The organism is Gordonia sp. PS3, assembly GCF_041950545.1.
GTDB lineage: Bacteria > Actinomycetota > Actinomycetes > Mycobacteriales > Mycobacteriaceae > Gordonia > Gordonia sihwensis.
Genome location: NZ_CP169524.1, coordinates 893,013 through 917,404 on the forward strand (window position 1 = coordinate 893,013; position 24,392 = coordinate 917,404).

Annotated in this window: 23 protein-coding genes; 18 read left to right on the forward strand and 5 right to left on the reverse strand. The window is 68.4% G+C overall.

Annotated features, from left to right (window positions below; all coding sequences use genetic code 11):
• Positions 1 to 66 precede the first annotated feature (66 nt).
• From ACE11G_RS04040 to truA, 3 genes are all read left to right on the forward strand, one after another.
• Positions 67 to 1,119 carry a DNA-directed RNA polymerase subunit alpha gene (locus ACE11G_RS04040; protein WP_006895579.1) on the forward strand — a complete coding sequence of 351 codons (1,053 nt, stop codon included), beginning with the start codon at positions 67 to 69 and terminating at the stop codon, positions 1,117 to 1,119.
• Between the two features lie 80 nt (positions 1,120 to 1,199).
• Positions 1,200 to 1,694, forward strand: coding sequence for a 50S ribosomal protein L17 (gene rplQ / locus ACE11G_RS04045; protein ID WP_045537180.1), 495 nt, complete (start codon positions 1,200 to 1,202; stop codon positions 1,692 to 1,694).
• Between the two features lie 54 nt (positions 1,695 to 1,748).
• Positions 1,749 to 2,636, forward strand: a complete 888-nt coding sequence (gene truA, locus ACE11G_RS04050) for a tRNA pseudouridine(38-40) synthase TruA (RefSeq protein WP_062365878.1) — start codon at positions 1,749 to 1,751, stop codon at positions 2,634 to 2,636.
• 16 nt (positions 2,637 to 2,652) lie between these two features.
• Here the strand turns inward: truA and ACE11G_RS04055 are convergent, their stop codons facing one another.
• Positions 2,653 to 3,879, reverse strand: coding sequence for an AAA family ATPase (locus tag ACE11G_RS04055; protein ID WP_375003763.1), 1,227 nt, complete (start codon positions 3,877 to 3,879; stop codon positions 2,653 to 2,655).
• Between the two features lie 243 nt (positions 3,880 to 4,122).
• Here ACE11G_RS04055 and ACE11G_RS04060 point away from each other — a divergent pair, with 243 nt between their 5' ends.
• The 6 genes from ACE11G_RS04060 to ACE11G_RS04085 all read left to right on the forward strand — a co-directional run bounded on the left by ACE11G_RS04060 (position 4,123) and on the right by ACE11G_RS04085 (position 7,181).
• The gene (locus ACE11G_RS04060) at positions 4,123 to 4,350 is read left to right on the forward strand and encodes a hypothetical protein (protein ID WP_231650027.1); all 228 of its coding nucleotides are present in this window, start codon (positions 4,123 to 4,125) and stop codon (positions 4,348 to 4,350) included.
• Positions 4,347 to 4,712: a YbaB/EbfC family nucleoid-associated protein gene (locus tag ACE11G_RS04065; RefSeq protein WP_006895574.1), complete on the forward strand. Its 366-nt coding sequence runs from the start codon at positions 4,347 to 4,349 to the stop codon at positions 4,710 to 4,712. The genes ACE11G_RS04060 and ACE11G_RS04065 overlap by 4 nt, the downstream gene beginning before the upstream one ends.
• 31 nt (positions 4,713 to 4,743) lie before the next feature.
• Positions 4,744 to 5,046, forward strand: coding sequence for a hypothetical protein (locus ACE11G_RS04070; RefSeq protein ID WP_278124724.1), 303 nt, complete (start codon positions 4,744 to 4,746; stop codon positions 5,044 to 5,046).
• Entirely contained in the window at positions 5,043 to 6,422 is a 1,380-nt protein-coding gene (locus ACE11G_RS04075) for a hypothetical protein (RefSeq protein ID WP_375003766.1), read from the forward strand. The genes ACE11G_RS04070 and ACE11G_RS04075 overlap by 4 nt, the downstream gene beginning before the upstream one ends.
• A 39-nt stretch (positions 6,423 to 6,461) precedes the next feature.
• Complete coding sequence (locus tag ACE11G_RS04080) at positions 6,462 to 6,773, forward strand: WXG100 family type VII secretion target (RefSeq protein WP_006895571.1); 312 nt, start codon at positions 6,462 to 6,464, stop codon at positions 6,771 to 6,773.
• Between the two features lie 111 nt (positions 6,774 to 6,884).
• A complete protein-coding gene (locus ACE11G_RS04085) occupies positions 6,885 to 7,181 on the forward strand; it encodes a WXG100 family type VII secretion target (protein ID WP_278124718.1) in 297 nt (98 codons plus the stop codon).
• Positions 7,182 to 7,257: 76 nt separating this feature from the next.
• On the opposite strand, the gene ACE11G_RS04090 is transcribed toward ACE11G_RS04085, so the two are convergent.
• Positions 7,258 to 7,914 (reverse strand): CE1759 family FMN reductase, encoded by a 657-nt coding sequence (locus tag ACE11G_RS04090; protein WP_278124715.1) that lies wholly within the window; start codon positions 7,912 to 7,914, stop codon positions 7,258 to 7,260.
• Between the two features lies 1 nt (position 7,915).
• Positions 7,916 to 9,058, reverse strand: coding sequence for an LLM class flavin-dependent oxidoreductase (locus ACE11G_RS04095; protein ID WP_006895568.1), 1,143 nt, complete (start codon positions 9,056 to 9,058; stop codon positions 7,916 to 7,918).
• A 181-nt stretch (positions 9,059 to 9,239) separates the two neighbouring features.
• Between ACE11G_RS04095 and ACE11G_RS04100 the strand changes: the two genes are divergently transcribed.
• From ACE11G_RS04100 to ahcY, 3 genes are all read left to right on the forward strand, one after another.
• Entirely contained in the window at positions 9,240 to 10,166 is a 927-nt protein-coding gene (locus ACE11G_RS04100) for a cation diffusion facilitator family transporter (protein WP_006895567.1), read from the forward strand.
• A 250-nt stretch (positions 10,167 to 10,416) separates the two neighbouring features.
• On the forward strand, positions 10,417 to 11,931 hold the full coding sequence (locus ACE11G_RS04105; RefSeq protein ID WP_375004089.1) for an APC family permease: 1,515 nt from the start codon (positions 10,417 to 10,419) through the stop codon (positions 11,929 to 11,931).
• A gap of 99 nt (positions 11,932 to 12,030) precedes the next feature.
• Positions 12,031 to 13,518, forward strand: coding sequence for an adenosylhomocysteinase (gene ahcY, locus ACE11G_RS04110; RefSeq protein ID WP_006895565.1), 1,488 nt, complete (start codon positions 12,031 to 12,033; stop codon positions 13,516 to 13,518).
• A 107-nt stretch (positions 13,519 to 13,625) separates the two neighbouring features.
• Here the strand turns inward: ahcY and ACE11G_RS04115 are convergent, their stop codons facing one another.
• Positions 13,626 to 14,258, reverse strand: a complete 633-nt coding sequence (locus ACE11G_RS04115) for a dTMP kinase (protein WP_375003770.1) — start codon at positions 14,256 to 14,258, stop codon at positions 13,626 to 13,628.
• A 111-nt stretch (positions 14,259 to 14,369) separates the two neighbouring features.
• Here ACE11G_RS04115 and mtrA point away from each other — a divergent pair, with 111 nt between their 5' ends.
• From mtrA to secA, 6 genes are all read left to right on the forward strand, one after another.
• Positions 14,370 to 15,056 carry an MtrAB system response regulator MtrA gene (mtrA, locus tag ACE11G_RS04120; RefSeq protein ID WP_375003772.1) on the forward strand — a complete coding sequence of 229 codons (687 nt, stop codon included), beginning with the start codon at positions 14,370 to 14,372 and terminating at the stop codon, positions 15,054 to 15,056.
• Positions 15,053 to 16,675 carry an MtrAB system histidine kinase MtrB gene (gene mtrB, locus ACE11G_RS04125; RefSeq protein ID WP_006895562.1) on the forward strand — a complete coding sequence of 541 codons (1,623 nt, stop codon included), beginning with the start codon at positions 15,053 to 15,055 and terminating at the stop codon, positions 16,673 to 16,675. The genes mtrA and mtrB overlap by 4 nt, the downstream gene beginning before the upstream one ends.
• A complete protein-coding gene (locus ACE11G_RS04130) occupies positions 16,672 to 18,393 on the forward strand; it encodes an LpqB family beta-propeller domain-containing protein (protein ID WP_375003775.1) in 1,722 nt (573 codons plus the stop codon). The genes mtrB and ACE11G_RS04130 overlap by 4 nt, the downstream gene beginning before the upstream one ends.
• Before the next feature lie 62 nt (positions 18,394 to 18,455).
• Positions 18,456 to 19,160: a ComF family protein gene (locus ACE11G_RS04135; protein ID WP_278124703.1), complete on the forward strand. Its 705-nt coding sequence runs from the start codon at positions 18,456 to 18,458 to the stop codon at positions 19,158 to 19,160.
• 255 nt (positions 19,161 to 19,415) lie between these two features.
• Positions 19,416 to 20,141 (forward strand): ribosome hibernation-promoting factor, HPF/YfiA family, encoded by a 726-nt coding sequence (hpf, locus tag ACE11G_RS04140; protein WP_006895559.1) that lies wholly within the window; start codon positions 19,416 to 19,418, stop codon positions 20,139 to 20,141.
• Between the two features lie 240 nt (positions 20,142 to 20,381).
• Positions 20,382 to 23,153, forward strand: coding sequence for a preprotein translocase subunit SecA (gene secA, locus ACE11G_RS04145; protein WP_006895558.1), 2,772 nt, complete (start codon positions 20,382 to 20,384; stop codon positions 23,151 to 23,153).
• 3 nt (positions 23,154 to 23,156) lie between these two features.
• Here secA and ACE11G_RS04150 read toward each other — a convergent pair whose 3' ends face one another.
• Positions 23,157 to 24,233, reverse strand: coding sequence for a 2,3-butanediol dehydrogenase (locus ACE11G_RS04150; RefSeq protein WP_006895557.1), 1,077 nt, complete (start codon positions 24,231 to 24,233; stop codon positions 23,157 to 23,159).
• Between the last annotated feature and the right edge of the window lie 159 nt (positions 24,234 to 24,392).

Sequence of the window (24,392 nt, forward strand, 5' to 3'; positions counted from 1 at the left end):
AGCATCAGCTGCCCGGTCCACCTCGACGCCGTCAAATAGTGGGCGGCCGAAGGAGAATCCCACCACATGCTCATCTCACAGCGACCCACTCTGTCCGAAGAGGTCATCGCCGAGAACCGCTCGAAGTTCACCATCGAACCCCTCGAGCCGGGCTTCGGCTACACCTTGGGCAACTCGCTGCGGCGCACGCTGCTGTCGTCCATCCCGGGCGCGGCGGTCACCAGCATCCGCATCGACGGTGTCCTGCACGAGTTCACCACCGTTCCCGGCGTGAAGGAGGATGTCACCAACATCATCCTGAACCTCAAGGGACTGGTCGTGAGCTCCGAAGAGGACGAGCCGGTCACCATGTACGTCCGTAAGCAGGGCCCGGGCACCGTCACCGGTGCGGACATCGTTCCGCCTGCCGGCGTCACCGTGCACAACCCGGACCTGCACATCGCGACCCTCAACGACAAGGGCAAGCTCGAGATCGAGCTGGTCGTCGAGCGGGGCCGCGGTTACGTGCCGGCCGTGCAGAACAAGGCCACCGGCGCCGAGATCGGCCGCATCCCGGTCGACTCGATCTACTCGCCGGTCCTGAAGGTGACCTACAAGGTCGAGGCCACCCGTGTCGAGCAGCGCACCGACTTCGATCGGCTGGTGCTCGACGTGGAGACCAAGAACTCCATGACCGCGCGTGACGCCCTGGCGTCGGCCGGCAAGACCCTGGTCGAGCTCTTCGGCCTGGCTCGGGAGCTCAACGTCGAGGCCGAGGGCATCGAGATCGGCCCGTCGCCGCAGGAGGCGGATCACATCGCCGCGTTCAGCCTGCCGATCGAGGATCTCGAGCTGACCGTCCGTTCGTACAACTGCCTCAAGCGCGAGGGTGTCCACACCGTCGGCGAGCTGGTTGCGCGCACCGAGTCGGATCTGCTCGACATCCGCAACTTCGGCCAGAAGTCGATCGACGAGGTCAAGGTGAAGCTGCACAGCCTGGGTCTGGCCCTCAAGGACAGCCCGGCGAGCTTCGACCCGTCGCAGGTCGCCGGCTACGACCCGGCCACCGGCACCTGGTCCGATGATGCGTCGTTCGGCGACGACGGTGGCGAGGATTACGCCGAGACCGAGCAGCTGTAGGGCTCGCAAAGAACCACCTGGTTTTTCCAGACCAACGGACTTCCGGTCGCGAGATCGTGAGTCGCTCCTAGGAGAAAGACATGCCCAAGCCCACCAAGGGTGCCCGCCTCGGCGGGTCGGCCAGCCACCAGAAGGCGATCCTGGCGAACCTCGCCACGGCTCTCTTCGAGCACGGCCGAATCACCACCACCGAAGCCAAGGCGAAGCGGCTGCGTCCGTACGCCGAGAAGCTGATCACCCACGCGAAGGCCGGCCAGCTGGCCAACCGTCGCGAGGTCATGAAGGACATCCGCGACAAGGATGTCGTTCACACCCTGTTCGCCGAGATCGGCCCGCACTTCGCGGAGCGCAACGGCGGATACACCCGCATCATCAAGACGCTGCCGCGCAAGGGTGACAACGCCCCGATGGCCGTGATCGAGCTGGTGCAGGAGAAGACGGCGTCGTCGGAGGCCAACCGTGCCACCCGCGCCGCCGCGTCCAAGGCCAAGGCGGCCGAGGAGGCTGCTCCGGCAGAAGCCGCTGACGAGGCTCCGGCCGCCGAGGCCGCTGCCGACGAGGCACAGGACCAGTAGCCGCTTCGCTCGCCGGTGACCTGACGGTCGCCGCCGAGCGAGAGGTGACACTCCATGACGACACAGCCCGTCCCCATCATCGATGGGGACGGGCTGTGTCGTCTTCGGCTGCTGATCGGCTACGACGGCACCGACTTCTCCGGCTGGGCCACGCAGCCCGGTCGACGGACGGTCTGCGAGAGTCTCGAGCAGATGCTGAGCACCGTGCTCCGCGCGCCGATTCGGCTGACTGTCGCGGGCCGGACCGACGCCGGTGTCCACGCCGCCGGGCAGGTGGCGCACTGCGACGTCCCCGTCGCGTCGTTGCAGACCAGGTCCATCGACGGGGACCCGTCGCGACTGGTTCGCAGGCTCGCCAAGATGCTCCCGGACGATGTGCGGGTGAAGCGGATCGAGACCGTTTCCGCAGACTTCGATGCGCGTTTCTCCGCACTGGCGCGCACGTACGAATACCGGCTCACCGACGCCGCGTGGGGCGCCGAGCCGACCCTCGCCCGCACCACCGCCGATTGGACCCGGCCCCTGGACGTCGAGGCCATGAACGCGGCCTCGGCGGCTTTGGTCGGGCTCAATGACTTCGCGGCCTTCTGCCGCTACCGGCCGGGCTCCACCACCATCCGCGAACTCCAGCGCTTCAGTTGGCGGCGAGACGGCGACGTGCTGGTCGGCACCGTGGTGGCCGACGCCTTCTGCTGGTCGATGGTCCGGTCCCTCGTGGGCGCGGTGGCCTCGGTCGGCGACGGTCGCCGCGGCGTCGACTGGTGTGCCGGGCTGTTGTCTGAGCGCGCACGTTCCGCGCAGGTGCCCGTGGCGCAGGCCCGTGGCCTGTGCCTGACGAGCGTGAGCTACCCGCCGCCCGAGGAGTGGGCGGCGCGCAACGAACGGACGCGGGACGTCCGCGACGCCGGTGATCTCGGGTGTGCGGGTCCGGTCGTGGAGTAGTCCGCCGCGCCCTCGGTCACCCGCCGGTTCCGCGCCGCGGGGGATTGGCGAAGTCGTCGGCGATGGTGGCGGCCAGTTCGACGAACGACCGGCGGGTGGACTTGCTGAGGAGTTCCAGATCGATGTCGGCGCCTTCGGCGAGGTGATCGTCGAATCCGATGGTGTGTACCGCCCGGCAGCGGGTCAGGAAGTGTTGTGCGAGCTGGTCGACGTCGATGGTCGACGAACCCGGTCGGGATGAACTGAGCACCACCACGCTGTGCGGGATGAGGTGGCCGTAGCCGTGTCCGGCCAGCCAGTCCAGCGTGGAACCGGCGCTGCGTGCTCCGTCGAGTGCGGGAGAGGAGACCAGGACCAGAGCGTCGGCGGTGTCGAGGACGCCGCGCATCGCGTCGGCGCTCATTCCGGTGCCGCAATCGGTGAGGATCACGTTGTAGAAGCGCTGGAGAATGTCGACGACGCCGCGGTACTCCCGTTCGCTGAACGCCTCGGCGGCAGCGGGGTCGCGTTCTGAGGCCAGCACTTCGAGCCGGCTGGGGGCTTGCGAGGTGTGCGCCCGGACATCGGAGTACCGGTGCACCGCGGTGTCGGCGAGCAGGTCGCGGACCGTGGAGGCGGTCTGCTGCGGAATGCGCTGCGCGAGGGTTCCGAGATCCGGATTGGCGTCGACCGCGATCACCCGGTCGCCGCGGAGCGATGCGAACGTGGAACCGAGTCCGATCGTCGTGGTGGTCTTGCCCACGCCGCCCTTCAACGACAGCACCGCGATACGGTAGTCGCCGCGAATCGGGCGCCGGAGTCGTTCCAGCAGCTGCTGGTACTCGATTTCGGCGGGCGACTCGCCGGGGTTCACCAACCCGGCGGTCACCGCGTGCACGGCGCGCCGCCATCCGCGCACGGGGGCACGCCGTGCCTTGCGCAGGATCGCGACTTGATCCAGGGCTGGACCGGCGGGCGGGAGCGGTGCGGCCGGTGCGGCCGGGACGAACCCGCTGACGGGCGGCCCGAGCGGCGCGGGTGCCGGTGGCACCGGATACGGCATCGGTGCGGGATGGACCGTCGCGTCGATCTCCGGTGCGGCGCGCAGCGGTGCAGCCTCATCGGGCTCTGCGGAGGCGTGCTCTGCGGAGATGGGCGGCGAGAGACCGATGATCGCGGACAGATCGATGTCCGGCCGCGGTTCGTGCGGCTGATGGTCGAGCCAGGGCGGAGTGTCGCTCATCTGGACTTCGGATGGTGTCATGTGTCCCCCTCGGGTCGCTCGCAGCGACGATGCTGCGGTCGGGGTGGAACGTTAGACGTCGCCGACCCAGACACGCCCGCGTTCGAATCGATGGAACCGAAAACGAGTCACGCGCGTCTAAGTCACATGGCAGAAGAGAATCGACATCAGGATTCCGACACGGAGCCGGCGGGGCTGACCACTGTCGCATCGAGATCCGGGGCCATCTCCGTCACGTGCACGGCCGCGGGACTGCCGGTGGGGATGACTATTTCGTCTCGGGCGATGCGGCGGTCTCCGGCGGCACTGGCGCGCGAGATCATGGCGCTGTGCACCCTCGCGAGCACGACAGCGGGAGTGCAGGCCAGGCACCGGTTGCGGGGTCGCGGTGTCGATGAGGAGGCACTCGATCTGCTCGGGCTGCCGTCGCGCAAGGAGTTGGTGAACGCCGAGGCGGCAGCGGATGCCTCGAGTGCAGGACGGAATCGGTGAACCCCGAGATGGACGCCGTCGCCGATCGGGCGCAGCGGCAGCTGGGGGCGCTGGAGGACGTGCACCGGAGACTGCAGCAACTGCGCGCGACCGGAGTCGGCGACGACGGTCGCGTGCGCGTGACGGTGAACGGCAACGGAGCCCTCATCGAGTTGGAGATCGCCGCCGGCGCCGGCGGCGGAAAGGGCGCACGACTGTCGGAGGAGATCGTGGGTGCGGCAGTGCGCGCCGCGACGGATGCCTTCGCCGAGCGCAGCGAGATCATGCAGTCGTTCTGCGGCGAGTTCGCCGCACTGACCGGAGTCGACGACTCCGGCGCGGCGGTGGAACCGAACCGGGATCCGGTGCGTCCAATTACATGAGGGCTCGATTCTTCAAGCATCAGGGGGAGACGTGAACGAGACGATGGTGCACCCGGAAGCGGTGCAGACGTTCGGCGCCACATCGGCGGCGCTGGGAACGGCGACGGCCACTGCCGGAGCGTTCGACACGGCGGCGGTGGGGGCCGCAGTGACGGCGGTATTCGGTCTGATCGGGCAGGAGTTCGCCGCCGCCTACTCGGTGGCACAGGCCAATCACCTCCGCGGAGTCGGGCTTCTCGCCGCCGCGCATGCGGCGACCGCAGCCGCGGTGTCGGCCGGAATCGCCTCGTTCTCCGACGCCGACGGCACCGGTGCCTGCGGGGTCCGAGTGTGAGCCGGCACCGAACCTCCGACGATGCGGGGCCGGCGTCCGGACCGGATGCCCACACGTGCGGGAGCCCCGAGGTGGCCACCGCGGCGGACTGCGGCGCGGGGGACGCGCTCGCGAGATTCGGGATCGCGCCGGTTCAGGCACCGTTGAACGTGCACCTGCCGGCGAGCCTTCCCGAGTTGCCGGTGCTGCCCGCGATCGATCCGGCGATGTTGCTGAAGCCGATCACCGATCTGCTCGCGACATTCGGTACCGGAAGGCTCGGCGGAATCGGGAACCCCGCAGCCGCCCACAACGATCTCGCCGGCCTGCTCGACGGCGGCGTGACGCTGCTGCTCAACGCTGCCCGTTCGGTGGATGGCGGATGGGTGGGACAGGCTGCGACATCGGCGGTCACGGCTGCGTCGCGGTCGGCGTCGGAGTCCGGCATGCTGGCGACGCAGGGAGCGGCGATCTCTGCCGATCTGCAGGCCGCGGCAGCGGTGGTGGCCGCCGGTCTGACTCAACTGCAGGGAGTAGTGGTGAAGACGGCAGGGGCGCTCGCCGCCGCACTGCCGACGCTGGCGACCCCACCCGGGCAGCTCGCGGCGCTCGGGATCGCGGCGGAGGGGCTGGCAGAGGGGCTCTCGGTGGTCGCGGCCACTCGCACTCAGCTGGCCGGTCCCACGGCGCACATGGCGGCGAACGGCAGGCCGATACCGGTCACCGCGGTGCCGGGGCCGGGCGGCGACGGATTCGCGGTGGCGGCGAAACTGCTGGAGTCGGCGCTCCCGATGGTCCAGGCGGGAACGACGCTCGCTACGAAGCTCTTGGCGGGTACGGGGTCGGACGGTGCACCGGAGGTCCCGGCTCCGAACCCGAACCACCGGGATGCGCTCGGAACCCCCGCTGCCGTGCCCGCACCCTGTCCGTCGGCCTGCGACCGCGGACCGGCGACGCCCGGGGCAGCGTCGGCCGGATCATCCGGTGCTGGCGCGCCGGCGGTCGGAGGCGCGGGTGCCGGTGGACCGGCGGTCAGACCGGCAGCCTCCGTTCCCGGCGCCGCTGTGAGTGCGATGACCGCCTCGGTCGCCGCGGAACCGGTGTCGCTGGCCGATCGGCCCATGACCACCAACGCCGCGGTGGTCGGGGCAGCGCAGGCGACTGTGTCAACGGACTCGGCGGCGGCGCCCGCCGTGCCGCTGGCACCGGTCGTGCCGGCCACGGCACGTCAGTCCGCGGACGGACCGCGGATCGTGCCCGCCGCCGTAGCGCCTGAGCCCGCTAGCAGCGAGGCGGTGGACCGGGACTGGCTCACGGCCATGACCGCGGAGTCGCTTGACTTCGACGTGGCGCTGGAGTTGGGACTGGGCGGCCAGAAGCTCGCCGGATCGGTGTGATCCGGGGATCGAGAAGAACACCAAGGAAAGGACTGCGACATGCAGGCTCTCAAACTCGACGTCGCCGCCGGACAGGCCTCGGCGGCGTCGATCAAAGGAGTGGTGGACGAGATGCAGCGCATCGTCGGCCAGATCCAGAAGTCGGCGGTGAACGGCAAGTCGGGCTGGGACGGCAAGGCGTCCACCGCGTTCGAGACCACGCATACCGATTGGCACGGGGTCGCGACCAAACTGCAGGGCGCGCTGGACGAGATCGAGTCGAAGCTGACCGCCGGCTTCCGCGGTTACGACGACGAAGACGTGACGGTGGCGGGCCAGCTCACCGGCCTGCAGGGACATCTGTCGTTGTAGCGGGGCCGCCGCGGGGGAGCGGTGGCGCGGCTCGCTCGTCGCAGACGCACGAGCTCGACGCGCACATCTTCGACTGACACATCCGATTCAACACACTCACAGGGGGATGACATGAGCAACGGACTCATTCGGTACGACTTCGCAAGTCTCGGAACGCTTTCGGGCGACTTGCGTGGACAGTTTCAGCGGTTGGAAGAGCTGTCGGGTCAGCTCAAGCGCCAGGTGACGGCGCTCGCCGCGCACTGGGACTCGGGAGGCGCCGCGTCGTACCAGCAGGCGCAGGGCAACTGGGATCGGATCTTCGCCGACGCGCGCGCTCGGCTCGACTCGCTCGGCACGGGAGTCGAGAAGGCCGCCACGCACATGCGGGAGACCGACGTCCGGGTGGGCAAGACCTTCGCGGTGTGAGACACGGTCGCCCCGGGCGGCAGTCGCATCGGCTGCCACTCGGGGCGCACACCGAGCGAGGACGGTGCCTGATCGGTCAGTCTCCGGTGTGGCCTCGCAACAGCTCGGCGAAGGGAGTCACCTCGCCGAGGTCGTTCGCCCCCGCCGATCGACGCGGCCGGGTCTCGAGGTCGGTGGGGCCGCCGAATCCGGCGACCGCGGACGCACCGACGAGCCGCTGTGCCAGCTCGCCGGCGGCGCGGCGGACTCGGTCGCCGAGCTCGCTGCTGCCGAAGTCCTCGGTGGCGGCGAAGACCGCGGTCGGCACCGTGTCGGCCCGCAGGTAGCTCATCAGCGGGCGCACGGCGTGATCGAGGACCAGACTGTGCCGCGGAGTGCCCGCCGTTGCCGCCACCAGAACCGGGACGCCGGTCATCGCGTCGGGGTCGAGCACGTCGAAGAACATCTTGAACAGTCCGCTGTAGGAGGCGGTGAAGACCGGGGTCACGGCGACGATGCCGTCGGCGGCGGCTACCTCGTCACGGGCGGCGCTGACCTCCGCTGTCGCGACACCGGTCGTCACCGTGGTGGCCAGACCGGCGGCGAGCGGCGCCAGCTCCAGAACCCGCACGTCGACGCTCTCGCCCCGGGCGGTCACTCCCGCGGTGACGGCGTCGGCGATCTGGTCGGCCAGGAGCCGCGTGGACGACGGCGTCGAGACGCCGGCGCTGATCACGAGGAGACGTCGCGCCATCTCAGTTCTCTCCCTTCGCCGCCGCGGTCGCGACGGATGCGGCCGGAGCGACCCGGCGGTGCGGTGAGCCCGGGCCGGCGGCCACCAAAGACTCGTGGGTGGGCGGATCGGAGGGCACGTGGGCGGGTCGGCGGCGGTCGAATTCCGCACGCAGGACCGGCACCACCTGAGTGCCCAGGATCTCGATCTGCTCGAGCACCTGCGGCAGGGGAAGTCCGGCGTGGTCGACGAGGAACAGCTGCCGCTGGTAGTCGCCCGCGTAGTCGGCGAATGAGAGGGTCTTGTCGATCACCATCTCCGGCGTGCCGACGGTCAGCGGGGTCATGTCGGTGAAGTCTTCGAGCGACGGACCGTGGCCGTACACGGGCGCGTTGTCGAAGTAGGGACGGAACCGGCGCTTGGCCTCGTTCTCGGTGTCCGCCATGAAGACCTGACCGCCGAGACCGACGATGGCCTGATCGGCGGAACCGTGGCCGTAGTGCTCGAAACGGCGACGGTACAGGTTCACCATCTGCTCGGTGTGCTCCTTGTTCCAGAAGATGTTGTTGTGGAAGAAGCCGTCGCCGTAGAACGCGGCCTGCTCGGCGATCTCCGGGGAGCGGATGGAGCCGTGCCATACGAACGGCGGAGTGTCGTCGAGGGGAGCGGGTGTGGAGGTGTAGCCCTGCAGCGGCGTCCGGAACCGGCCCTCCCAGTCGATGTTCTTCTCCCGCCACAGGCGCCGGAGGAGGTGATAGTTCTCGACGGCGAGGGGGATGCCCTGCCGGATGTCCTTGCCGAACCACGGGTACACCGGACCGGTGTTGCCGCGACCGAGTGTCAGGTCCGCCCGGCCTCCGGACAGGTGCTGAAGCATCGCGAAGTCCTCGGCGATCTTGACCGGGTCGTTCGTGGTGATGAGCGTGGTCGCGGTCGACAGCCGCAGTTTCTCGGTGCGAGCCGCTATCCAGCCGAGCATGGTGGTCGGCGAACTGGGGACGAAGGGCGGGTTGTGGTGCTCACCCGTGGCGAACACGTCCAGACCGACCTCCTCGGCCTTCAGAGCGATCGCGGTCATCGCCTGAATCCGCTCGTGTTCGCTGACCGTGGTGCCGGTGGTGGGGTCGGTGGTCACGTCACCGACGCTGAAGATTCCGAACTGCATCGAACGCTTCCTTCCTGGTGGGTCCGCTCGCCGCGGCTTTCACACAGAGTAACCGGACCGTGGTCCGGTTAATTCCCGGCCCTCGTTCCGCGTGCCGCTGGACGGTCGGGCCCGCCGCCACCGATTAGTCTTCCTGTGCGGCCGCCCGGCCGACACCACGTGCACAGACGGAAGGTCCTCCATGTCCGCAGAAGGGTCGACACGCGCGATCGTCGCCGCCCTGGCCGCCAACGCGGGAATCGCCGCGGCCAAGTTCGTCGGCTTCGCGATCACCGGTTCCTCATCGATGCTCGCCGAAGGCGTCCACTCCGTCGCCGACACGTCGAACCAGGGCCTGCTTCTGCTCGGCCAGAAGAGCGCGGCGCGCAAGGCCGACGAACTGCATCCGTTCGGGTACGGCCGCAGCAGGTACTTCTACTCGTTCATCGTCGCGCTCGTGATCTTCACCCTCGGCTCGATGTTCGCGCTCTACGAAGGCGTCGAGAAGATCCGCCACGCGGGCGATCACGGGCTCGACTCACCACTGGTCGCGGTGGTGATCCTCCTGGTCGCGATCTGCCTCGAGGGCTACAGCTTCCACACCGCCCGGAAGGAGTCCAGGCCACTCAAGGGCGGGGCGTCCTGGTGGCAGTTCATCCGCACCTCGCGCAATCCCGAACTGCCGGTGGTCCTGCTCGAGGACAGCGGCGCGCTGATCGGTCTGGTGCTGGCGCTCGCGGGCGTCGGGCTGACGATGATCACCGGTGATGCGATCTGGGACGGCATCGGCACCCTCTCGATCGGCGTACTGCTCGGCCTGATCGCGATCGTCCTGATCGTCGAGATGAAGAGCCTGCTGATCGGCGAGGGCGCGACCGAGGCCGAGTCGGAGACGCTGCGTTCGGTGATCCCGGGGCAGGACGTCGATCGCGTCATCCATATGAAGACGCAGTACCTCGGACCCGAGGAACTCCTGGTGGCGGCGAAGATCGCGATCGCGCCGGGTCTGGGGGCCGTCGAGATCGCTCGGGCGATCGACGGGGCGGAGGCCCGGGTGCGGGCCGCGGTGCCGCAGGCCCGGGTGATTTACCTCGAACCGGACATCGACAGGGGTGAGAACGCTTCGTGACCAACTCCTGACCTGGATGCGGCCTACGGGAACGCGTCGATGCGCTAGCCTCTGAAACCGCAATGAATGTGGAGGGGATCACATCGATGGTGTCAGCTCGGGCGAGGCCACAGGGCTACTCGACGAGGGCGCACACCCTGGCGCAGGCACCACGCCCCGACCGTTCATCCCGCAGCGGAAACCCCGCGAATCAGCAAGGAGAACCTACGTGACCACTTTCTTCGGTCGTGTGAAATCGGTCGAGCAATCGATGGCCGACACCGACGAGCCCGAAACCAAGCTCCGGAAGGACCTGACGGCCTGGGACCTGACAGTCTTCGGCGTCGCCGTGGTCGTCGGCGCCGGCATCTTCACCCTCACCGCACGGACGGCCGGCAACGTCGCGGGCCCCTCGGTGTCTCTGGCCTTCGTCCTCGCCGCGATCGCCTGCGGTCTGGCAGCTCTCTGCTACGCGGAGTTCGCCTCCACGGTCCCGGTGGCGGGATCGGCCTACACGTTCTCCTATGCGACCTTCGGTGAATTCGTCGCCTGGATCATCGGTTGGGACCTCATCCTGGAATTCGCGCTCGCCGCCTCCGTCGTGGCGAAGGGCTGGTCGTCGTACCTCGGCAACGTGATCGGTGCGGGCAACAACGTCTTCGTCATCGGCGGGCACACCTACGACTGGGGTGCGGCGGTGCTGATCGCGGTGCTCATCACCCTGCTGGTGCTCGGTACCAAGCTGTCGTCCCGGGTCTCGGTGATCATCACCGCGATCAAGGTGGCCGTGGTGCTGCTCGTGATCATCGTGGGCGCCTTCTACATCACCGGCAAGAACTACTCCCCGTACGTGCCGCCGGCCAAGCCGGGCGAATCGACCGGGACGGGAATCCATCAGACGCTCTTCTCGTGGGCCACCGGTGCCACCGGCAGCCAGTACGGCTGGTACGGACTGCTCGCCGCGGCGTCGCTCGTGTTCTTCGCGTTCATCGGCTTCGACGTCGTCGCGACCACCGCGGAGGAGACCAAGGACCCGCAGAAGTCGCTGCCGCGCGGCATCCTGGGATCGCTGGCCATCGTCACGATCCTTTACGTCGGCGTCTCGCTGGTGCTCACCGGAATGGTTCCGTACACCGACCTCGCGGATAAGAAGCTGCCGAACGGGACGGTCGAATCGTCGACGCTCGCCACGGCCTTCGAGGCGCACGGCATCACCTGGGCGCAGTGGGCGATCAACATCGGTGCGCTGGCGGGTCTGACGACAGTCGTGATGGTGATGCTCCTCGGACAGACCCGAGTCGGTTTCGCCATGGCCCGCGACGGACTGCTCCCGCGCGGACTGGCCAAGACCGGCAGCCGCGGCACGCCGGTGCGCATCACCCTGATCGTCGGCGTGGTCTCCGGCGCGCTCGCCTTCTTCTTCCCGATGGGCACGCTCGAAGAGATGGTCAACATCGGTACCCTGTTCGCGTTCGTCCTGGTGTGCGTCGGTGTCGTGGTGCTGCGTCGCACCCGGCCGGATCTCAAGCGCGGCTTCTCCGTGCCGTTCGTACCGCTGGTGCCGATCCTGGCGGTCATCGCCTGCTTCTGGCTGATGATCAACCTGTCGATCGAGACCTGGTTGCGATTCGTCGTCTGGATGATGATCGGCATCGTCGTGTACCTGACCTACGGTGCCAAGCACTCCGTGCTCGGTATGCGTGAGCGCAAAGAACTGCCCTCCTACGACACCGTCACCACTGATTCGGCCGACCGGCCGGACGGTGGTCCGACCGGCAGTGCGTGAGCGCGATAGCGTAGAAGGACCTAGGGCACTGGTACCGGCCGCCGAATCGGCGGCCGGTACCGTCGTTCACGATCAAAGATGTCAATCGAGAGGGACCAGATGACCGCGCCTTCCAGCGCTCTGACCACCGAAACCCGCAACGGCGTCGAGTTCAGGGTCGCCGACCTCTCCGAGGCCGAGTACGGCCGCAAGGAGATCCGCCTCGCCGAGCACGAGATGCCGGGTCTGATGGAGTTGCGCCGCGAATACGCCGACGTCAAGCCCCTCAAGGGCGCTCGCATCTCGGGGTCGCTGCACATGACCGTGCAGACCGCCGTCCTGATCGAGACGCTCGTCGATCTGGGCGCCGAGGTCCGCTGGGCCTCGTGCAACATCTTCTCCACCCAGGACCACGCGGCCGCGGCCGTCGTCGTCGGCCCGTACGGAACCGTCGAGGAGCCCAAGGGTGTGCCGGTCTTCGCCTGGAAGGGCGAGACCCTGGAGGAGTACTGGTGGGCGGCCGAGCAGATGCTGACCTGGCCGGACGTCGACGGCGAGCCGCGGCGCGCCAACATGATCCTCGACGACGGCGGCGACGCGACCATGCTGGTCCTGCGTGGCGCGGAGTTCGAGAAGGCCGGCGTCGTTCCGCCCGCCGACGACAATCACCCCGCCGAGTACAAGGTGTTCCTGGAACTGCTGCGCCGCTCGCTGGCCGCAGACCCGGGCAAGTGGACGGCGATCGCCGAGTCGGTGCAGGGCGTCACCGAGGAGACCACCACCGGTGTGCTCCGTCTGTACCAGTTCGCCGCCGCCGGTGAACTCGACTTCCCCGCGATCAACGTCAACGACTCGGTCACCAAGAGCAAGTTCGACAACAAGTACGGCACCCGCCACTCGCTGATCGACGGCATCAACCGCGGCACCGACGTCCTCATCGGCGGCAAGAAGGTGCTGATCTGCGGCTACGGCGACGTCGGCAAGGGCTGCGCGGAGTCGCTGGCGGGGCAGGGCGCCCGTGTCCAGGTCACCGAGATCGACCCGATCAACGCACTGCAGGCGATGATGGACGGCTACGACGTCGTCACCGTCGATGAGGCGATCGGCAACGCGGACATCGTCGTCACGGCCACCGGCAACCTGGGCATCATCACCTTCGAGCACATGAAGAAGATGAAGAATCAGGCGGTGCTGGGCAACATCGGTCACTTCGACAACGAGATCGACATGGCCGGACTCGAGTCCGCCGAAGGAATGACGCGGATCAACATCAAGCCGCAGGTGGACCAGTGGGTGTTCCCCGACGGCCACAGCATCATCGTGCTGTCCGAAGGGCGACTGCTGAACCTGGGCAACGCCACCGGCCACCCGTCGTTCGTGATGAGCAACAGCTTCGCCAACCAGGTGATCGCCCAGATCGAGCTGTGGACCAAGGGCGACGAGTACGACAACGAGGTGTACCGCCTGCCCAAGCATCTCGACGAGAAGGTCGCGCGCATCCACGTCGAAGCGCTCGGCGGCAGCCTGACCAAGCTCACCAAGGAGCAGGCCGAGTACATCGGCGTCGACGTCGAGGGCCCCTACAAGCCCGAGCACTACCGCTACTGACGCACCGAACCGGCTGGATGCACCGCACCGCCGCCGGTCGGGGAGCCGAGCTCTCCCGACCGGCGGCGGTCGTTCGTTGCGGCCGGCTCCCTGCGGCCGGCTCCGGACTACCCGAGCTGTGCGAGAACGGCGTCGACGGCCGCGTCGCCGTCGGCCCACGACCAGGTCGACATCCACTGTGCTTGCACGAGTTCGCCGTAGACGCGGTAGACGGCGTGTTGCAGGTCGGCGTCGCGCTCGTAGGTGTCCACGGGTCGGTCGGCCTCGGTCTCCGCGCGACCGCTGGCGCGGTCCATCGCGACTTCCGGCGGCACTCCGAGGAGCAACTGGTGGTCGGGAACCGGGAGTTGAAACCGTCGGAACTCCAGGTCGGCGACCCAGTCGACGACCTCGGACGCGGCGCCCGCGCCCAGGCGCGCAGCGCTGTAGGCCGCATTCGACGCGGTGTAGCGGTCGCAGATGACGAGGTCGTTCCCGGCGAGGGCGTCGTGCAGTTGACGCCGTGCCGCGGCCCGGTCGAGGGCGAAGAGCAGGGCCATCGCGTAGACGCTGTCCCGGAGATCACCGTGCCGTCCGTGCAGCGCCTCCGAGGCGAGGTCCGCGGTGATCGATTCGCCGTAGCGGGGGAACGCGAGCGTCCGGACCGACGCGCCACGGTCGATCGCAGCGGCTTCGAGGCGTCCGACGATGGTGCGTTTGCCCGCACCGTCGAGACCTTCGACAGCAACCAGAATGCCCACGCGGACAGTCTAGGCAGTCGCCTGCGTCACGTGGATGCGGCGCGCCGCACGCCGTCCGGACCTGCGCGGCAAGGCGTGTCGCACCGCGCTATCCGCGGCAGAAGTGACACCATGGCAGGCATGAAGCCACGCATCCTGGTCGTTGACGATGACGCCGCTCTCGCCGAGATGCTCACGATCGTTCTGAAGAACGAAGGCTTCGAGCCGTTCGTCGTCGGAGACGGGACGCAGGCGCTGACCGCGGTGCGCGAGGTTCGACCCGACCTCGTCCTGCTCGACCTGATGCTGCCGGGAATGAACGGCATCGATGTCTGTCGGGTGCTCCGCGCCGACTCCGGTGTGCCGATCGTGATGCTGACCGCCAAATCCGACACCGTCGACGTGGTGCTCGGCCTGGAATCCGGTGCCGACGACTACATGGTGAAGCCGTTCAAGCCGAAGAAACTCGTCGCGCGCATCCGAGCCCGGCTGCGGCGCACCGAGGACGATCCGGCCGAACTCCTGGCGATCGGTCCGGTGGAGATCGACGTCCCGGCGCACAAGGTCACCCGCGACGGGGTGCCGATCTCGCTGACTCCGCTGGAGTTCGACCTTCTGGTGGCGCTGGCGCGCAAGCCCCGTCAGGTGTTCACCCGTGACGTCCTCCTCGAACAGGTGTGGGGCTACCGGCATCCCGCCGACACTCGTCTGGTGAACGTCCACGTCCAGCGGCTGCGCGCCAAGGTCGAGATCGATCCGGAGAACCCGGAGATCGTGCTCACCGTGAGAGGGGTCGGTTACAAGGCCGGTCCGCCGTGATCGGTGGCCGCCGGATTCACCGGGGGCCGATCGAACGCCTCATCACAGCGGTCCGGCGCGCCGCGGCGACCGTCGGACGGGTGGCCGGACAGATCTGGCGCCGCTCGGTTCAGACGCGAGTCATCGTCTCGACGCTGGTTCTGTCCTTCGTGGTCTTGCTGATTCTCGGTTTCGTCCTGATCAGTCAGATCACCGGGCGCCTGTTGGACGCCAAGGAGGAAGTCGCCACCGACGAGATCGCGCGGATGCGCGCGGTGGTGGAACGGGTGCTGAGCAGCGGGGAATCGAACACCGCTGTGCAGAATCGGCTGGCCCGAGCGCGATCGTTGCTCACCGACCAGGACACCGAGTCGCCGCAGACGTCGTCGGTCGCCGGCTCGTTCGACTCCGTGCTCGTGGTTCCCGGCGAGCCGAACGAGCAGGAGATCGCGGTGGGGCCGGTGCGCGACGTGCCGACCGCCCTGCGCAAGATGGTGGCCGGGGGCCAGGTCGCCTTCCAGTACACATCCATCGATCAGGCCGGGGACACCGTCCCCGCGCTGGTGATCGGCTCCCCGGTGGAGAGCCCGATCCAGGGGCTGGAGATCTACCTCGTATTCCCCCTGGGCACCGAGGAGAACACGGTGTCGCTGGTGCGCGGAACGCTGCTGACCGGTGCGGTGGTGCTGCTCGGTCTGCTCGCAGCGATCGCCTGGCTGGTGACCCGACAGGTGATCGCACCGCTGCGGTCGGCGACCCGGATCGCCGTGCGTTTCGCCGACGGCCGTCTCTCCGAGCGGATGCCGGTGCACGGCGAGGACGAGTTCGCGCGGCTGGCGGTCTCGTTCAACGACATGGCCGAGAGCCTCTCCCGTCAGATCAACCACCTCGAGGAGTTCGGCGGGCTGCAGCGGCAGTTCACCTCCGACGTCAGCCACGAGCTGCGAACGCCGCTCACCACGGTCCGGATGGCCGCCGACCTTCTCTACGACAACCGCGAGGGCCTAGACCCGGTGCAGCGCCGTTCGGTGGAACTGCTCGACAAGGAACTGAACCGGTTCGAGACGCTGCTGACCGAGCTCCTGGAGATCTCGCGTCACGACGCGGGGATGGCGGAGCTGGCGGCACAGAAGCTCGACATCGCGGTGCCCATCGACGCGGCCGTCTCCACGGTGGCTCCACTGGCCGCCGAGACGGGCAGCGACCTGATCATCGACATGCCGACGGAGCCGGTGATGGCCGAGATCGATCCGCGCCGGGTGGAGCGGATCCTGCGTAACCTGCTCGCCAACGCCATCGATCACGGCGAGCACAAGCCGGTCACGCTCACCATGCGCTCCGACGGCGACGCGGTGGCGATCACCGTCCGCGACCACGGGATAGGCCTGCGTCCGGGAGAGGAGAAACTCGTCTTCAACAGATTCTGGCGATCGGATCCGTCGCGTGTGCGGCGCTCGGGCGGCACGGGCCTCGGCCTGGCGATCAGCATCGAGGACGCCCGTCTGCACCAGGGCCGACTGGAGGCCTGGGGAGCGCCGGGGGAGGGCTCCTGCTTCCGCCTCACGCTGCCACTGGTTCGTGGCCACAAGCTCCTCGGCAGCCCGCTGCCGTTGAAGCCGATCGGGGAGACGCCCCGATGAGGCGGGTCGCGGTGCTGGTCGCGCTGCTGCTGTCCGCGACGATGGTTCTCACCGGATGCGTCGACATTCCGGACTCCTCGTCTCCGCAGCCCATCCAGGCGTTCGACCGCAAACGGCCGACCAACATCGTGCCCTCGCCCCGACGGGGCGACGACCCGGAGACCGTCGCGCGCAACTTCGTGAAGGCGATGTCCGACCCCACCGCCGGGCATCGGGCGGCGCGCAAGTTCCTGACCGCGGGCGCCAGCCAACGATGGGACGACCAGGGAGACATGACCGTGGTCCGCGACGTCGGCGTCACCGTCGACGAGCGCACCGACGACGCGGTCCGACTCCGGGTCACCGGCGAGAAGACGGGAGTGCTGTCGCCCGGCGGTACGCTCCGGCCCGTCACGGGCGACTGGGTGATGGCGCTGTCGCTGGAGCAGAGCGGCGGGACGTGGCGGATCAGCGGCGACCCGCCCGTGGGATCGGTCACCGACTCGTCGCAGTTCCTCACGGCGTATCGGCAGGCCGACCTGTTCTTCCCCGATCGCACGCTGAGCCGGCTGGTGGCCGACCCGCGCTGGCTGTTCGGTCCCGAACTCGATGCGAGCGTCCTGGTCAACCGGCTGCTGGCGGGTCCGGCGCCCGAACTCGCCGGTGCGGTGAGCCAGGGGGCGGCGCGCGGCAGCGCCGCCGCCGGGCCGGTCACCACCAAGGGCGACGTCGTGACGGTTCCGCTCGGCAACGTCGCCGACGGCGACCAGAGGGCGCGAACCACTCTCGCGGCGCAGATCGTCTGGACCCTCGATTACGCCGGGTTCTCGGGCACATACCGGATCACCGCAGACGGCGCTCCGCTGGTTCCCGGCCGCGACGAGGGCTGGCACACCGCCGATGTCAGCACGTTCGAACCCGAGCCGGAGAAGCGCGCCGTCGACCCGGTGCACCTGGTGCGCGACGGGGGCCTGGCCAGGCTCACCGGGAACCGGGCGGTACCCGTCGACGGCGCACTCGGCGCCGCCCACGACCTCCAGTCGGCGGCCATCTCCGCGGATATGAGCCGAAGTGCCGCCGTCGCCGACCGCGGCGGTCGCCGGGTGCTGCTGGTGGGGCCGTACGGCGGCGATGCCGTGGAGGTGGCCGCGGGCGCCTCGGTGACGACGCCGTCCTTCGGGCCGGATCCCGCCACCGGATACGCGGTGGTCGACGGCCGTCCGATCCATTGGATGTCGGACGGCGACGGCACGCGGATCGAGTCCATCGACACCGCGGAGGTCCGCGCGGTGGCGCCGGGGCCGATCACCGGTCTGCAGGTCTCACCGGACGGCGTGCGCGTGGCCCTGGTGGTCGGCGGCCGGCTCCTGCTCGCCGTGCTGTCCGTGAACGATGTCGGCGTGCCGGCACTGACCGGCGTCTACCTGCTGGCGCCGGAGGTGGCGGGCACCGGCATCGGTATCGCCTGGTCGTCGTCGAAGACGATGTACTTCGCGGTGAACGGCGGCGACAGCCCGGTGTGGAAGGCGTCGATCGTCGGCACGCAGCCGGTCGCGATGGTCAGCGGCAACCTCAAGCCGCCGCTGGTGGACGTCGCGGCATCGTCGACCACGGTGTACGTCTCGGACAATCGCGGTATCCAGCAGATCGGCACCGGCCAGATCCGGCCGGATCAGTACTGGACCGCGCTGGGCCCCGATGCCGGACCGGGAACGAGGCCGGTGATCCCCGGCGGCTGACCGGCGGTCGCTGTGGAACAACCGGGTGACAGTCCGGCATCGCAGGAGGACGATGCTCGGGCATGGCGGGTGATCGGGCACGCTCCCGAGCCGTGTTGGCGGCCTTGGCGGACCTCGCGGTGCCGCGGGAGTGCGGCGGGTGCGGGCGCCCGGGAACGCCGTGGTGCGACGCTTGCCGGGCTCGACTCGACGATGTGCCGCGGCAGCTGTCTCCGCGTGTGGATCCGGGTGTGCCTGTATGGGCGATGGCCCGGTACGGCGGACCGATGGCGTCGGCCGTCGTGAACCTCAAGGAGCATCGCCGACGCGATCTCGCGCCCGTTCTGGGCCGCGTGCTGGCCGACGGGATCCTCTCGCTCGCACAGTGGGGTGAGTTGCCCGCCTCCGATCGACTCGCACTCGTCCCCGCACCCACGCGGGCGTGGGCGGCCCGGAGCAGGGGAGGCGACACCGTGACCGCGCTCGCCCGCGAGGCCGCGGACGTCCTCGGCGGCCGCGTCCGAGTGGTGCCGGCGCTGGTGACCGCGGCCTGGACGCGAGACTCGGCGGGGCTGGGGGCCGGGGCGCGCGGCGCGAACCTCGCGGGAGCGGTGCGATTGCGCCGCCCACTGCCGTCTGCGCTGGTCGGCGCCGGTGCCGGGCCCGCCGTACCGGTGGTGGTGGTCGACGACGTCCTCACCACCGGTGCGACCGTCGCGCAGGCGGTGAGACGCCTTCGGCGTTCCGGTGCCGCTGTGACCGGAGCGGTGGTTCTGGCGGGTGCATGATCGGCAAAACGTGGCCGGAACCGGAGTTTGCGGATACCTTCGGAAGTGGCAGTGATGAACATCGAGTGCCGGGAGGTGAGGAAGCCTTTTCCACCGCGCCGATGTGTTCACGAGCGCGGTAGATCCTCCGCTTCAGCTCAGCGGGTCACTGCCCATCGCGCCAAACCGCTACCTGAATGTGGTTGCGCGACTAGCGAATTGGTACCCCGATCCGGTCTCGATTCCGGACGGGAGCAACCTGAGGAGGATGTCGATATGACGGTCGTTCACCGCAAGGGACAGCGCGAGTCGAAAGCCGCACCCGCTGAACGCGTCGACCTCAAAGCCGCTTTCGAGCTGCCGTCCACCGTCGACACGTCGGACGCGGGCGAGTTGAAGGCGGAGCTCGTCATGAGTGGCCGGAACGTGGAGATACCGGATCACTTCCGGGTCTACATGAGCAGCAAGCTCTCCCGGCTCGAGCACTTCGACCCCACGATCTTCCGCTTCGAAGTGGTCCTGTACCACGAACCGAATCCACGGCAGTCCAAGAGCGCCGAGATCGTCGAGATCACCGGCCGTGGCCGCGGTCCGGTGATCCGCGCACAGGCCGCCGGCGAGAACTTCTACGCCGCCAGTGAGTTGGCCTTCGACAAGCTGCACAAGCGGCTGCGCCGCGCCAAGAGCCGGAAGCGGATCCGCAAGGACGGGATGCACCGTCCCACCTCGCTCGCCGAGGCAGCGGCCGACGCGCCGCACCTGCTTCCCGAGACGCCTGCGCCGTCCCCGGATCCGTTCGAGGACAGTGTCGAGGACCACTCGCCCGGTCAGGTGGTGCGCGTGAAGGATCACCCGTCGTCGCCGATGTCGGTGGACGAGGCGCTCTACGAGATGGAACTCGTCGGTCACGACTTCTACCTGTTCCATGACTGCGAGACCGACAAGCCGTCGGTGGTCTATCGCCGTCACGCATTCGACTACGGACTCATCAGGCTCGCCTGAGGTCTCGTCGCAGCAGCGGTGGCCGTCGCCCTGACCGGGCGGCGGCCACCGTCGCGTTCACCACGCGTCGCCGAGCGCGTCAACAATCGTTGACGTCAGGTGCGATGCAGTGCCGGTCGGACATGCCTGCATACGGCGTCGTCGACGACGGACCCGTACCATGGACCGAGGTCTGTCCGCCACGTCGACGGTTCGGCGGGGCGCGACGGTGAATCGAAACGTGAACCCAGAGGATTGCCGGTGCTCAACAAGCTGCTCAGACTGGGCGAAGGCCGCATGGTCAAGCGCCTGGACGCTATCGCGACGAGCGTCGAGGCGCTCTCCGACGAGATGGAAGCGCTCTCAGACGACGAACTGCGGGGCAAGACCGTCGAGTTCCGCGAGCGGCTCGAGGGCGATGAGACACTCGACGATCTGCTGCTCGAGGCCTTCGCGGTGGCTCGTGAGGCCGCGTGGCGCGTCCTCGACCAGAAGCACTTCCACGTGCAGATCATGGGTGGCGCGGCGCTGCACTTCGGCAACATCGCGGAGATGAAGACCGGTGAGGGCAAGACGCTGACCTGTGTTCTCCCGGCGTACCTGAACGCGCTGAACGGCAAGGGCGTGCACGTCGTCACCGTGAACGACTACCTCGCCAAGCGCGACGCGGAGTGGATGGGCCGCGTGCATCGCTTCCTCGGTCTCGAGACCGCGGTGATCCTGACCGGCATGTCGCCCGATCAGCGTCGTGAGGCGTACGCGGCCGACATCACCTACGGCACCAACAACGAGTTCGGCTTCGACTACCTGCGCGACAACATGGCGCATTCACTCGAAGACCTGGTGCAGCGGGAACACGCCTACGCCATCGTCGACGAGGTCGACTCGATTCTCATCGACGAGGCCCGCACCCCGCTGATCATCTCGGGCCCGGCCGACTCGTCGAGCAAGTGGTATGCCGAGTTCGCGCGCATCGCGCCGCTGCTGGAGAAGGACGTCCACTACGAGGTCGACATCAAGAAGAAGACCGTCGGCGTCCACGAGGCCGGCGTCTCCTTCGTCGAGGACCGGCTCGGCATCGACAACCTCTACGAGCCGGAGAACTCACAGCTCGTCGGCTACTTGAACAACGCGATCAAGGTCAAGGAGCTCTTCCACAAGGACAAGGACTACATCGTCCGCAAGGGCGAGGTGATGATCGTCGACGAGTTCACCGGGCGTGTGCTCGACGGCCGGCGCTTCAACGAGGGCCTGCACCAGGCGATCGAGGCCAAGGAAGGCGTCGAGATCAAGGCCGAGAACCAGACTCTCGCCACGATCACCCTCCAGAACTACTTCCGCCTGTACAAGAAGCTCGCAGGCATGACCGGTACGGCCGAGACCGAGGCCGCCGAGTTCCAGCAGATCTACAAGCTGGGCGTGGTGCCGATCCCGACCAACCGTCCGCTGATCCGCAAGGACCAGACCGACCTGATCTACAAGACCGAAGAGGCCAAGTTCTACGCGGTGGTCGACGACATCGCCGAGCGCAACGCCAAGGGCCAGCCGGTCCTGATCGGTACCACGAGCGTCGAGCGCTCGGAGTACCTGTCGCGGCTGCTGACCGAGCGGGAGATCAAGCACACCGTCCTCAACGCGAAGTACCACGAGCAGGAGGCACAGATCGTCGCCGAGGCCGGTCGGCTCGGGGCGGTCACGGTGGCCACCAACATGGCCGGCCGAGGCACCGACGTCGTGTTGGGCGGCAACCCGGACGTCATCGCCGACACCCGGCTGCGCAAGGCGGGACTCGACCCCGTCAACACTCCCGAGGAGTACGAGGCGGCGTGGGACGAGGCGATCGAGATCGCCCGAACCGAGGCCGCCAAGGAGGCCGACGACGTCCGTGAGGTGGGCGGACTCTACGTCCTCGGCACCGAGCGTCACGAATCGCGCCGCATCGACAATCAGCTGCGTGGCCGGTCCGGCCGCCAGGGCGACCCCGGCGAGTCCCGGTTCTACCTCTCCCTGGGCGACGAACTGATGCGGCGGTTCAACGGCGCCGCGCTCGAGACCATCATGGCCCGCCTCAACCTGCCCGACGACGTCCCGATCGACGCCAAGATGGTCACCCGCGCCATCCGCAGTGCGCAGACGCAGGTGGAGGAGCAGAACTTCGAGATCCGCAAGAACGTCCTCAAGTACGACGAGGTGATGAACGAGCAGCGCAAGGTCATCTACGGCGAGCGCCGCGAGATCCTCGAGGGCGAGGATCATCGGGATCAGGTGCGCGAGATGGTGCGCGACGTGGTCGGTGCCTACGTCGACGGTGCCACGGAGGTCGGATACGCCGAGGACTGGGACCTCGAGACGCTGTGGGAGGCGTTGTCGAAGCTGTACCCGATCGCGCTCGATCCCAAGCGGGTCGTCGGCGAGAACGAGTACGGCGAACGCGACGACATCTCCCGCGAGCAACTGCGCGAGGTGCTGGTCGACGACGCGCTCGCCGCCTACGACCGCCGCGAGAAGGAACTGGCGGAGATCGCCGGCGACGGCGCGATGCGTCAACTGGAACGGTCGATCCTGCTCACGGTCATGGACCGCAAGTGGCGCGATCATCTCTACGAGATGGACTACCTCCGCGAGGGCATCCACCTGCGGTCGGTCGCTCAGCGCGACCCGGTGGTGGAGTACCAGCGCGAGGGCTACGACATGTTCCAGGGCATGTTGGAGGGCATGAAGGAAGAGGCCGTCACCTACATCTTCAACGCACAGGTGGAGACGCAGGCCCCGGCTCCGGCGCTGGGCACGTCGGTCAGCGACATGCTGGCCGGAGCGGCCTTCGGCGGCGACGAGGCCGCCGACGGCGCCGAACCGGCGATGACCTACAGCGGGCCGTCGGAGACCGGCGACGCGGAGGTGCTCTCCGAGGTCGAGGAGCACGCCTCGGGAACTCCGTCGGAGGTGCTCGGCAGCCGTCGCGAACGGCGCGCCGCCGCCCGTTCGGGCGCCAAGCCGTCGAACAAGCCTCCGAAGTCGCGCAAGAAGCGCTGACGGTCACACTCCCGCGCCGGACGGCGAGACCAGGATCTTCACGGCGGTCTCGTTGCGGTGCAGCAGGGTGTCGTAGCCTTCGGTGACCAGATCGGCGAGGTCGATCTTGCCCGTGATGAACGGGGCGAGATCGATCTCGCCGCTCTCCACCAGCGCGATCGTCTCGGGATGAGAGTTCACGTAGGCGATGGTGCCGCGCAGGTCGATCTCCTTCAGCACCAGCTTCTGCATGTCCAGTCCGGCGGGGCTGCCCCAGATCGACACCACCACGACGACCCCGGTCGGCTTCACGGCATCGAGCAGGGTGTCGAACGCGGGCTGAACCGATGTGCATTCGAAACCGACGTCCGCGCCGCGTCCGGAGGTGAGCTCCGATACCCGGGCGACCACGTCCTGCGCCGCGGGATCCAGCACGTGATCGGCGACTCCGGTGTCCGCGGCCTTGGCTCGGCGCAGCGGGCTCGGCTCGCTGATGATCACCGAGATGCCTCGCGCCCGGCAGATGGCCGCGGTGAGCAGTCCGATCGGTCCGGCGCCGGTGATGAGCGCGATCGCACCCGACTGCGCGCCGCTGCGCTGTACGGCGTGGAAACCGACCGCCAGCGGCTCGATCAGCGCGGCCTGGTCGAGCGGTACCGATGCGTCGATCCGATGCACCCACCTCCGTTTCACCGCGATCTTCTCTGCGAGTCCGCCACCGCAGCCGCCCAGTCCGATGAAGTTCATGTCTCGCGACAGGTGGTAGTCGTGGCTGTGCGGACCGGTATCGACGTCGTCGGCGAGGATGTAGGGCTCCACGACCACGTGATCGCCGACCGCCAGATCGGTCACGCCGTCGCCCACCTCCGAGACGACGCCCGACATCTCGTGTCCGATCGTGACCGGAGCGCTCTCGCCGCTGATCGGCTGCGGATGTCCGGCCGGCGGGATGAAGATCGGGCCGTCGGCGTACTCGTGCAGGTCGGTGCCGCAGATGCCGCACCAGGCGATGTCGATGCCGACCATGCCGGGCCCGACCTCCGGCGGGTCGATCTCTTCGATGCGGACGTCTCCGCGGTCGTAGTAGCGTGCGGCTCTCATCGGTGCTCCTTCTGAGCGTCGGAACGGGAAGTGTGGACTGTGATGTGAGTCACCTGCCCGGAAACGAGCGTGCGCCCACCGCCGGCGGGGCGCAACGGTTGCAGGGGGTTGCAGCGGACGGGGGTCGGCCGTGCTCTCGGCGCGTCGCGGAACCGAACC